The organism is Streptomyces sp. NPDC005266 (genome assembly GCF_040607655.1).
Taxonomy (GTDB): domain Bacteria; phylum Actinomycetota; class Actinomycetes; order Streptomycetales; family Streptomycetaceae; genus Streptomyces.
On record NZ_JBEXHC010000046.1, the window covers coordinates 1 to 9,397 of the forward strand.

12 protein-coding genes and 2 pseudogenes are annotated in these 9,397 nt (G+C 67.3%); 12 read left to right on the plus strand and 2 right to left on the minus strand.

From position 1 onward, the window contains the following. Nucleotides 1-84: 84 nt before the first annotated feature. From ABZU99_RS34635 to ABZU99_RS34645, 3 genes and pseudogenes are all read left to right on the plus strand, one after another. Nucleotides 85-809, plus strand: a pseudogene (locus tag ABZU99_RS34635) (transposase family protein); the annotation flags it as partial. 170 nt (nucleotides 810-979) lie between these two features. Then, on the plus strand, nucleotides 980-1,453 hold the full coding sequence (locus ABZU99_RS34640; protein ID WP_356050477.1) for a GNAT family N-acetyltransferase: 474 nt from the start codon (nucleotides 980-982) through the stop codon (nucleotides 1,451-1,453). 456 nt (nucleotides 1,454-1,909) lie between these two features. Next, on the plus strand, nucleotides 1,910-2,188 hold the full coding sequence (locus ABZU99_RS34645) for a hypothetical protein (protein WP_356050466.1): 279 nt from the start codon (nucleotides 1,910-1,912) through the stop codon (nucleotides 2,186-2,188). 216 nt (nucleotides 2,189-2,404) lie between these two features. On the opposite strand, the gene ABZU99_RS34650 is transcribed toward ABZU99_RS34645, so the two are convergent. Next, complete coding sequence (locus tag ABZU99_RS34650; protein WP_356050467.1) at nucleotides 2,405-2,983, minus strand: alpha/beta hydrolase; 579 nt, start codon at nucleotides 2,981-2,983, stop codon at nucleotides 2,405-2,407. 55 nt (nucleotides 2,984-3,038) lie between these two features. Between ABZU99_RS34650 and ABZU99_RS34655 the strand changes: the two genes are divergently transcribed. The 5 genes from ABZU99_RS34655 (at nucleotide 3,039) to ABZU99_RS34675 (ending at nucleotide 6,079) form a co-directional block, all read left to right on the plus strand. Beyond that, nucleotides 3,039-3,395 carry a MerR family transcriptional regulator gene (locus tag ABZU99_RS34655; RefSeq protein ID WP_356050468.1) on the plus strand — a complete coding sequence of 119 codons (357 nt, stop codon included), beginning with the start codon at nucleotides 3,039-3,041 and terminating at the stop codon, nucleotides 3,393-3,395. Between the two features lie 172 nt (nucleotides 3,396-3,567). Continuing rightward, nucleotides 3,568-3,867, plus strand: a complete 300-nt coding sequence (locus ABZU99_RS34660) for a transposase (RefSeq protein ID WP_356050469.1) — start codon at nucleotides 3,568-3,570, stop codon at nucleotides 3,865-3,867. Then, nucleotides 3,864-4,172, plus strand: coding sequence for an IS3 family transposase (locus ABZU99_RS34665; RefSeq protein WP_356050470.1), 309 nt, complete (start codon nucleotides 3,864-3,866; stop codon nucleotides 4,170-4,172). Before ABZU99_RS34660 ends, ABZU99_RS34665 begins: the two co-directional genes overlap by 4 nt. A 123-nt stretch (nucleotides 4,173-4,295) precedes the next feature. Next, nucleotides 4,296-4,871: a hypothetical protein gene (locus tag ABZU99_RS34670; RefSeq protein ID WP_356050471.1), complete on the plus strand. Its 576-nt coding sequence runs from the start codon at nucleotides 4,296-4,298 to the stop codon at nucleotides 4,869-4,871. Between the two features lie 503 nt (nucleotides 4,872-5,374). Then, complete coding sequence (locus ABZU99_RS34675) at nucleotides 5,375-6,079, plus strand: Clp protease N-terminal domain-containing protein (RefSeq protein WP_356050472.1); 705 nt, start codon at nucleotides 5,375-5,377, stop codon at nucleotides 6,077-6,079. A 264-nt stretch (nucleotides 6,080-6,343) separates the two neighbouring features. Here the strand turns inward: ABZU99_RS34675 and ABZU99_RS34680 are convergent, their stop codons facing one another. Next, nucleotides 6,344-6,733 carry a hypothetical protein gene (locus tag ABZU99_RS34680; RefSeq protein ID WP_356050473.1) on the minus strand — a complete coding sequence of 130 codons (390 nt, stop codon included), beginning with the start codon at nucleotides 6,731-6,733 and terminating at the stop codon, nucleotides 6,344-6,346. 129 nt (nucleotides 6,734-6,862) lie between these two features. On the opposite strand from ABZU99_RS34680, the gene ABZU99_RS34685 reads away from it, so the two are divergent. The 4 genes and pseudogenes from ABZU99_RS34685 to ABZU99_RS34700 all read left to right on the plus strand — a co-directional run. Continuing rightward, nucleotides 6,863-7,171, plus strand: a complete 309-nt coding sequence (locus tag ABZU99_RS34685; RefSeq protein WP_356050474.1) for a hypothetical protein — start codon at nucleotides 6,863-6,865, stop codon at nucleotides 7,169-7,171. Between the two features lie 235 nt (nucleotides 7,172-7,406). Further along, on the plus strand, nucleotides 7,407-8,042 hold the full coding sequence (locus tag ABZU99_RS34690) for a hypothetical protein (RefSeq protein WP_356050475.1): 636 nt from the start codon (nucleotides 7,407-7,409) through the stop codon (nucleotides 8,040-8,042). Nucleotides 8,043-8,128: 86 nt separating this feature from the next. Beyond that, the gene (locus tag ABZU99_RS34695; RefSeq protein ID WP_356050476.1) at nucleotides 8,129-8,932 is read left to right on the plus strand and encodes a hypothetical protein; all 804 of its coding nucleotides are present in this window, start codon (nucleotides 8,129-8,131) and stop codon (nucleotides 8,930-8,932) included. Between the two features lie 240 nt (nucleotides 8,933-9,172). Beyond that, nucleotides 9,173-9,307: pseudogene (locus ABZU99_RS34700) on the plus strand (protease); the annotation flags it as partial. Nucleotides 9,308-9,397: the final 90 nt, after the last annotated feature.

Consider the following 9,397-nt stretch of genomic DNA (forward strand, 5'->3'; position numbering starts at 1 on the left):
GAAGGGCCAATCCTTCATCGGTCACGCAGCACTACTTCAAGAAACTCGTCCTACATCGAGTTCCCCTCTGCATTCAGGACACACTGGAACAAGATCGAGCACCGGCTGTTCTCCCACATCTCCATGAACTGGCGTGGGCGACCGCTCAGCAGCCACGACGTCATCGTCAACAGCATCGCGGCGACCACCACCCGCACCGGCCTGAAGGTCCACGCCGAACTCGACTCGGGCACCTACGACACCGGTATCAAGGTCGCCGACAGCGACATCGACGCCCTGCTCATGCACCGCCACCGCTTCCACGGCGACTGGAACTACACCCTCCACCCTCAACCCCGCGACACCACCAGCGCAGCCCAGAACCCACGGTCAGCCGGCGGCCCGTCCCCGCAGCCCTGCACAAGGGGTCTGCGCGACCCGGAGCTGACCGGCATGCCCGAACCCGCGCTGGACGAACTCATCAACCAACTGGCCATGGATTTGGACGAGTTACGTGAGCAAGGACGGCTCCAGCAGCGAGGAGGCGAACGCATCCGTGCTCGTGGTGCAGGGGCCAAGGACAAGCTGACCACCGCCGACAGAGTCCTGGCCACCGTGCTCTACCTGCGTAAACTCGGCACCAGAGATCTGCTCGCCCAACTCTTCGGAGTCACCGGCAGCACCCTTACCAGGGCCGTCCACCAAGTTCAGCCCCTCCTGGCCGAGCACGGCTACACGATCACGCCCTCGACAGCCAGGTTCCGCACCCCCCTGACGTCACGGCGTTCCTCGCGAACCGCAGCCCCGCGGAGATCAAATCAGCATGTTGATTCTCTGCGAGCCCTAACGAGATGGTGCGCGATTGAGGTCGCGGCGGGATCAGGCAGTTCGGGTTGAGATGCCCATTGCCTGTTCAAGGTGGCCGGACTGAGATACTCCGGCCATGGACGCTTGGGCCGGGAACGCGACGCGATTGGACATGGCGGTGCCTGCACGGACCATGCCGGTGCACGGCGCGGGCTGGATGCTGCGTTCTGCGGCGGCAGCGGACGTTGAGGTGATCGCGCAGTTGCGGGCCACAGTCATGCGTGGCGATTTGGAACGCGTCGGGCGCTACGACGAGCACCGGGTGCGGCAGCGGCTGCGGGATTCCTTCTCCGCGCAGTACACGTCGATCGTCATAGTCGATAGCGAACTCGTAGGTTGCGTCACGGTCCGGCCCACCGAAGGCGGGCAGTGGCTGGAGCACTTCTACCTTGCTCCCCACCATCAGGGCCGAGGGCTCGGATCCGCTGTCTTGCGCACGGTGCTGGAGCGGACCGACGCGCAGAACATGACCGTGCGTTTGAACGTCTTGCAGGGCAGTACTGCCCGTCGACTCTACGAGCGCCACGGATTCGTCGTGGAAACCCAGGACCCCATCGACGTCTTCATGGTGCGCCCACCGCGACCGAGCACCGCTCCGAAAGCCTGACCTGCGCCAGCGCGACGGCCTGCGACTCGGTCCGCAGGGCTGGCTTCCGGCCGTGACGTGACGGAGGCCGCACGGGCTCTTCGAGTGTGACCAAGAAGTGGGCCCGTGCGGCCTTGCCCCCATCCTGCCTTCTGCGGTGTCTCCCGTGCACATCTCGGCCATGCCACCGCGGAGTTGGGCAGACCCGGCTTCTTCAGCGGGGTACTGACATGGTGCCCGCCCGGCAGACGGCCTGCTGATCATCCACCAGCCAAACCGCCAAGCCAGTACGCCGCGACCTCAATCGCGGACCGAGTCGCTAAGGAGGCTTGGCGGACCGGCGCCTCGGCGTGGAGCACGGAGGACCGCCGGGCGTTTGCGAACGACCTCGCCCACGCGCAGCTCGTGGCCGTCTCCGCCCGTTCCAACCTGCCGGGGGCAGTGATGGCACCGGGTTGGGCGCACCGGGACGGGAGGGTGACTCAGGCCGGGCTGCTCGGGTCGCGTACGGGGCGCGGGGCGGCGACGGGCTGGCTTGCGCTGCTGCTGGTACTGGAGGCGACGGAAACCGACCGGGTCAGGCAGTGCGGGGGCGCGGTCGACACCAAACGCGGCCGGGCGGCCGCGACGGTGGCGCGGCCGCTGGGCTGCACCGCGTCGGCGGGAGAGCGGGTGCTGGAGCGGCTGGAGGACCGGGCCTGGTCCAGCGGGTCCGTCTGCAGACGGCGTCCGGCCTCGCGCACCGCTCGCGGCTGATGGTGCCGGCGGTCGCCGCCGCACACGGCCGCAGCGGGGTCGCCAACGGCCAGGAGGAGTGCGCGACAGACCGGGGACCGGTTCACTCATTTCGACGCACAAGCGCGTGAGATCCCCATCTCTTCGGCGATCGGCGACGTGTGAGATCGGTGGGTGCGGCAACTCTCCACGAGACGCCGATGTCCTTCAACGGACACCGGGGCGTAGCCGTGCAGGTCACTTCTCCCCATTACACGCGATCGCTTCAAGAACTTCGCGTAGGGATGTGAAGCCGTCAGAAGCGAGGAAGTGACCGGCTCCGGGGACCACCTCTGCACAGACTCCGAGCAGGCTGGCAAGACGGTCGGTGTGACCAGGGGGAACGTACGGGTCTGCGTCCGACCGGATGATAGTGAGTCGACCGACGTGATTGCTGAGCTCCTCCACGTCGCAGCCGTCTCCGATGTAGGAGTTCAGTTCCGGGAGAGCGGGCAGTTGGTCAACGAATCCGGAGACCAGCACGAGGGTGCCAAGGTGCCATGGGTCCGGAAGCGTACGCAGATAGCGCAGCACCGTCAGACAGCCCAGGCTGTGCGCGACGGTGATCGAGTTCTCGTCAGGGGTTCCCAAGTCGGCGCGTACGGCCTCCGTCCACTGTGCGGGGTCTGGGTCTTGTGGGTTCGGGAGAGCCGGGATCGTGGTCGGGATGCCGTCCGCGGTGAGTTGCTCGCCTAGCCAGCCGAACCAGTGATCTCCGGGGGATGCACCGTAGCCGTGGATGATCGCGGCACGCCGCTGGGTTGTTCCTGTTGTCATGCCGCAAGACGGTATGGGTTCACGTCAGCGTGAAGGTCAAGCCGATGAGGAGGACGTGACGGTGCTGATCAGCGAACTCGCCGAGCTGACCGGGGTGAGCGCGCGAGCGCTACGCCACTACGAGGACCGAGGACTACTGATCCCGGCTCGCAACAGCAGCGGGTACCGGGACTACGCCGAGTCCGATGTCACCCGAGTAGCTCAGATCAGGACGATGATCTCCGCCGGTTTGGGCACCTCGGCCATCCAGCGGTACCTCGACTGCGCTCGCACCAGCGATCACGGCACAACCCTGGAGATGTGCCCCGACCTACGAGCCGAGCTGGATGCCTTGGCCAGACGGCTCGACGCCAGACAAGCCGAACTTCGTGACACACAACGACGATTGAGCGAGCTCACATCCATTGGTTGAAGCGTGCCAACAACGTCATGGCCAGCAAAAACTAGATGAATGAGTCCGATGTCTTCAGTGGTCGTATGCGATCAGGGATCGCTTGGCTGTGGCTCTGGTGGGCCCTGACCCCGGATCTTGGACACCCGAGACACTTGGATCTTGAGTCCAGGAGAACGGATGTCCCGTGGTCATGAAGCACTATCCGCCGGAGTTCAAGGCGGACGCGGTCGCGTTGTACGAGTCGCGGCCGGAAGCGACGATCCGGTCGGTCGCCGCTGATCTGGGGGTGAACCCGGAGACGTTGCGGAACTGGGTCCGGTCGGCCGGGGCGAGCCGGCCCCGGGGGCGCCGGACAGAGGTGCCCGCCGAGCCGCCCACGCCGCTGGAAGCGGAGAATGCGGCACTGCGCCAGAAGGTCCGCGAGCTGGAGGAGGAGCGCGAGATCCTGCGGAAGGCGGCCAAGCATTTCGCCGGGGAGACGCGCTGGTGAACCGCTTCCAGTTCGTCGCCGACCACCAGCGCCGCTACGGCGTGAAGCGGCTGTGCACCATCCTCAACATCGCCCGCTCCAGCTTCTGCTACTGGCGCCGCACCGCCGCCAACCGGGCCGCCCGCCAGGCGGCCGATGCCCGGCTCGCCACCCGGATACAGGATGCGCACCGTGAGTCGGATGGCACCTACGGCGTCCCAAGGATCACCGCCGAGCTCCGCGAGACAGGCGAACGCGTCAACCACAAGCGGGTCGCGCGCGTGATGCGGAGCATCGGCCTGGCGGGCGTGCGGACGCTCCTGTAGCAAGGTGATTCGGCCCCGCTTCGATCGGGTGGTTTCGCCGGCCGGGACCGGGGGGCGGCGGGCATGATGCACGGCCATACCTGGGTAAACAGCCGCCAGCAGCCGACAACACCGGGAGGCACTTTGGGAGCTGACGCGTGGACCGTCATCGCAGCCTTATCGGGTGTACTCGGTAACGTCACGGCCATCTATGTCTCCATCGCCAGCCTTCGACGCGCGGACGCCGCACTCGTCCAAGCCCAGGACATAGCCGGACGCACCCCGGACGACGCGCACGACGCCAGCGCGCTCAGCCGGGCGCTCACCCACCGCCCGCACGAGGCATGGACCGGCATCACGATTGGCGACATGGACCCGGTCGAACACCTCGGCCTCTGGCCGGCCACCACCATCGACCACTTCGCCCGACTCTCCGTCGGGATCCAAGCCCGCCACAGCGGACGGGTCACCCCGGCCCTGCGCTGGGCGGGCGCCGCTGTGCACGACGGTGCCGGTACCCTCGCCTACCTCGTCCCGCGCCCCGCTGCAGACGCCGCGGAGGAACTCGGTGTGATCGCGCACGGCCTCAAGGCCGCCGCCTTCGCCGCCCATACGGTCGAGGTGCTGGACCACTGGAACAAGGAACGGCCCACCCAGCCGGTCATCACCGCCCCGCAGCGCGCCGGCCCAGGATCTGCCGGACGGAATCCGCATCCATAAACCGGACACCACCCTGACCATCGCCTGGTGAACACCGACGATCACTGCCGATGCCCGGCGCCGGGCAGCCCAAGAGGGAGGCAGACCGTGACCGTGAGCATGCCCCATCCGCCACCACCGGATCCTTGCGAGACGGCCACTCGGCGACTCCCCTTGGTCCCACGCGGCAAACCGGTCTGCCGCCCCCCTGGAGGTGCGCCTGGAACAGATCCGAGCCCAGGCCCACAATCTGGTCGCGCTGACCGTCAGCGACTGCGGACTGCCCGTGCCGGCCCGTGAGTTGTGCGTGCGGCAGGCCGCGCTCTTCCTCGCGGCTCGGCCCTTCAACGCGGCCACCGCGAAACTCGCACTACAGTCCACAACGCAATTCCGAAGCGATCTAGTGGGTCGCGATCGGGCCCAAGCTGCACCGGACTATCGCACGCACGAAACTGCGGGAGCGGACCCGGAACGATCGTCAATTAGAAGTTGACGATCCTCGATCGTCAACTTAAGGTTGACGCATGAGCCCACTCGACATCAGCCTCGCCGACCTGATCGCCCGTCTCGACGAGGAACTCCCCGACGCCAACGAACTGGCCCGCATCAGCGAGGCGCGACTGCGCGCCCAGACCCTGTCCGACCTCGGTGACCAGCTCATCGACCACTACGTCAGCAAGGCCAAGCAGACCGGCGCGTCGTGGACCGAGATCGGCGACGCCATCGGGGTGTCCAAGCAGGCCGCCCAGCAACGCCACGCACCCGGCCCTTTCGAGCGGTACACCAACCTGAACCGGCACAGCATCGTGCTGGCGCAGGAGGCCGCCCGAACGCACAAGCACGACTTCATCGGCACCGAACACATCCTGCTCGGCCTGCTCGGCGAACCGCGGGGCCTGGCATACGAGGTGCTGATCGCGAAAACCGAGTCGGAGCAACGCATCCGCGACGCAATCGAGGAGGCGATGCCGCCGGCCGGGGAGAAGGCGCTGCGGGGTCACATCGCGTTCCGGCCGGAGAGCAAGGAGGCCATCGAGCAGGCACGCCGCGCGTCGGCCGACCTCGGCCACGACTGGGTCGGCACGGAACACACACTGCTGGGCCTGATCCGCGCCGAGGAGAGCCCAGCCGCGCAGATCCTGCGCAACCTCGGCTTCACGTCAGAGGAGCTGCGCGAGACGATCAAGACCGAGATCACCAAACGGTCCGCCGCGCGCGACAAGCAGTAGAGAAACGATCAGTCGCCGCGAGGACCAGGCCGGCACAGCCTTCCCACCCGACACGGGACGGTGCGCTCGTGCCGCCAACCCCCACCCGACGTCGCCAAAAACGTGTAGTGCGCGGTGGGTGAGAGGCAGCCGTACACTACGACTCATTTCGAAACCGTCAGTTGGTTTCCGTGTGGCGATTGGCTCCCAGAGGGCTGGTGGCCTGGGTGTTGCGGCCCCGCTTGTCGGAGAATCCTTGACATCGTTCCCGGACGCGTGCCTGCGCTACTGGGTTGCGTCGGCAGAGCCCGCGGTGTCCAGCGCCACTCCTACTCGCTGGTCGACGAGGGCTTGGAAGGCACCCAGGTCGCCGATGATTTCCTCAGTACGGTGCCGCTGCTGATACATGGCGTAGTACCGGACTCCGATGGCGTCGGGGTCGGCCTCACCACTACCAGGGACGATGCTGGAGGCGATGGTCACCGTGCCAACATAGATCCCCTCCGGCCCGAGTTCGGTATGCAGAGCATGCGCCCAGTTCCGCAGGCCGGCCATGGCCATGCCGACGTTGGCAAGGAAGGGAGCCGGGACCGTCGAGGAAACGCCCGTGGTCAGGAGCAACGTGCCATCGCCTCGGGCGCGCATCTCCGGCAGTACATGCTGCACGGCGGCCACTGCCCCCAGTACGTGCAGCTCAAACTGGCATACGAGGGGGCTGGGGCCGCGGCCGGGTGACCGACGACGTGGCAGCCGAGCGTGAGGCCGCGGCCGATTCGCCGACGACGTTGAGGGCGGAGACGCCTGATGTCGACCATGCTCATTGATGAACCACTCGGCATCACCTGCGTGTTCAGCGACGGCAGCCGCAGGGAGTTCTCCGTGGAAGAGTTGCCGAACCCGTTGCTGTCCAGGGACTTGGCCACTGGCCTGGTGGACCTGATCCACTCACCTGGCACGGCGGATTCTGCGGGTACGGTCAACCTCTGTATCCAGGCCCTGCGGAGGTTGGTCCGTACGCTTGCCGAGCATGGATTCACCGGAGCGCCGCCCATCTGCGACGAGGCCAGCTGGCCGAGTACTGGATGGGAAGCACAGGTAAGCAGGAGGCTCTGACGCGACGCCATGCTGGAGGGGTTCGGCCAGGTCGGCGGCCTCCTCAGCGACGGAGCCCTTGGACTCGCAACCGGCCGCCACTTCAACATCCAGCCTAACCGGCGGGCCCTGCCGCCCGACCCGGAGGCGGACTGGCAGCGGCTCACCGAGCTCTGCCGCACACTGACCGACAAGTCGTACGCCGCCCACCGCCAGGCCCTGAGTGTCGCCTCCCGCGGCCAGCATCCGGCGGAGGGTGGAAGCCGGAGAATCTACGCTGCTGCTGGCCCGGCTCGGCCCGGTGACCACGGCGGAGTTCGGCGAAGAACCCGGCTGCACCAAGGGCGCGATCTGGCAGCGGGGCGGTTTCCTGCGGGCCAGCGCCGAAGTCTTCCCCACCCACGACGCGATGATCGCCTACCGGCTCCTGTTCGGCATCCACTCCGGCATCGTTCCCGATGGCATCGACGACCTGGTGACCGGCGAAATCGACTGGGCAGGGGACGCCACCATCCTGCTCTCCTACATCAAGGGCCGCACCGCGGCAGAGAGCTTGAACCTGCCCCGCCGGGCAGTACGGCTGCTGGAACAGTGGCTGGCGCACTCAGCCCTGCTGAGGAGCTTCGCGGCCCCGGAGGACCGGCAGCGGTTGTGGTTGGCGCTCAACCGGCCAGGACGCTTCGCGGTCATCACCGGCTCCGGCGCCAGGCTGGCCATTCAGCAACGGATCGTGCGCCACCGGGTGCTGAGCGAGACCGGTGATCCCCTGAAGATCCACCGCTCTCGGATCCGCACCACCCATGAAGCGATGCGGGACAAGAGCTCCTGGAACGGTAGTGGGCGGGCGACCATCGACCCGAACCACACCCCGGCTGTCGAGGGCGACCACTGACCGCCGCGACACCGGCCCAGCAGCGCACGGTCGACGCGATTGTCGAGGACGCCCAGCACGACATGCTGCGGCGATCCCATCCGCCGGTGATCATCGCCGAAGACGACGCGGCCGCGCTGGCCGACGGCTATCCGCACCTGATGACGAACCTGAACCTGAAGGACGAGATGATCGCCGAACTCGTCGGCCGGCAACGGGACGTATTCACGGCCGCCTGCGGCGACCAGCGCTCCGGACTGCACGGGCCGAAGGGCAAGCCGTGTCCGGCCCGCCCCTGGGTCTGCCTGCTCTGCCCGCTGGCGGTCTTCGCCCCTCGGCCTTGGCACGCGGCGAACCTGCTGCGTCTGAAGGCGTTCTTCTCCCGGCAGTGGCAGCAGATGCCCGCCGCTCAGTTCATGGCCGCCTTCGGCCTCTATGCCACCCGGATCCAGCAGGTGCTCGACCGGTTCGAACCCGCCGTCCTCGCCGCGGCAGGCGCTCAGGCCGCCAACCGGGATCACGAACTTCCCCTGCGTCCCGAGGAGCTCACCGGGTGGCCACCGCACGTGTCCGATGGACGGTCCGCAGTCTTCGCCAGGGCCGTTGTCTGCCGTGAGGCCGGTCTCACACTGCCCACAAGGGCCCGCCGTCCGGTCTTTGAGGATGGAGTCCGGGACTTCACCCACGTCGTCAGGCTTTCCGGTCCAAATGATCCTGTCCATACGGCAGTTCCAATTCGCCTCGATCTCAGATCCCCGCTGGCGGCTGGCCGCCAAGGAACTGGTGCTGGCCATGCTCGCTCCCCGGCATCCGGCGGTCGCCCCGCTGCCCCGTGCTTACCGGCACCGCCCTGCACCTGCTCGGCTGCGGGGCACGGCTGGACGAACTTGAGCGATTCCTGTCCTGGCTGACCACGCGGGAGGTCCGCAGCCTGGAGCGGATCGACACTCAGGTCTGTGAGGCATACACGGACACAAGCCACTCGGGGTTGACCCACGCTGCGGAGAAGGGCGCGTCCGCGCCGGTGCTGATGAAGCTGTCCGGGCATACGTCGGTTCGCAGCCTAGCGAAGTACGCGCGGGTGTCCGATGAAGGTCTCCTGAACTCCCAGGCCGACACCGATCCCGCCGCGCGTCGCCATCGCCGGCGGTCAGGGCGTCTTCTCGGACGTCATGCTGCACAAGCTTCCCCACGGCATGTCGGCCTGGCTGCCGAACGAGGAGTTCCTGACCCGGTCGGGCAGGACCTTCGACGGCACAGGCATTCCGCCGCACCTCACTGAGCCTCGATCCACCGACGTGGTTTCGAAGTGCTCTCTGGGCGGGTTCTGGGCTGTCGGCTGGGGTGCGGGCATGGGGTATCCACTGGTCTTCCCA

Coding starts and splice junctions, on each gene's coding strand:
- ABZU99_RS34650 (WP_356050467.1), bottom strand. CDS start 2,983: ATGACAACAGGAACAACCCAGCGGCGTGCCGCGATCATCCACGGCTAC.
- ABZU99_RS34675 (WP_356050472.1), top strand. CDS start 5,375: ATGAGCCCACTCGACATCAGCCTCGCCGACCTGATCGCCCGTCTCGAC.
- ABZU99_RS34685 (WP_356050474.1), top strand. CDS start 6,863: ATGTCGACCATGCTCATTGATGAACCACTCGGCATCACCTGCGTGTTC.
- ABZU99_RS34660 (WP_356050469.1), top strand. CDS start 3,568: ATGAAGCACTATCCGCCGGAGTTCAAGGCGGACGCGGTCGCGTTGTAC.
- ABZU99_RS34640 (WP_356050477.1), top strand. CDS start 980: ATGCCGGTGCACGGCGCGGGCTGGATGCTGCGTTCTGCGGCGGCAGCG.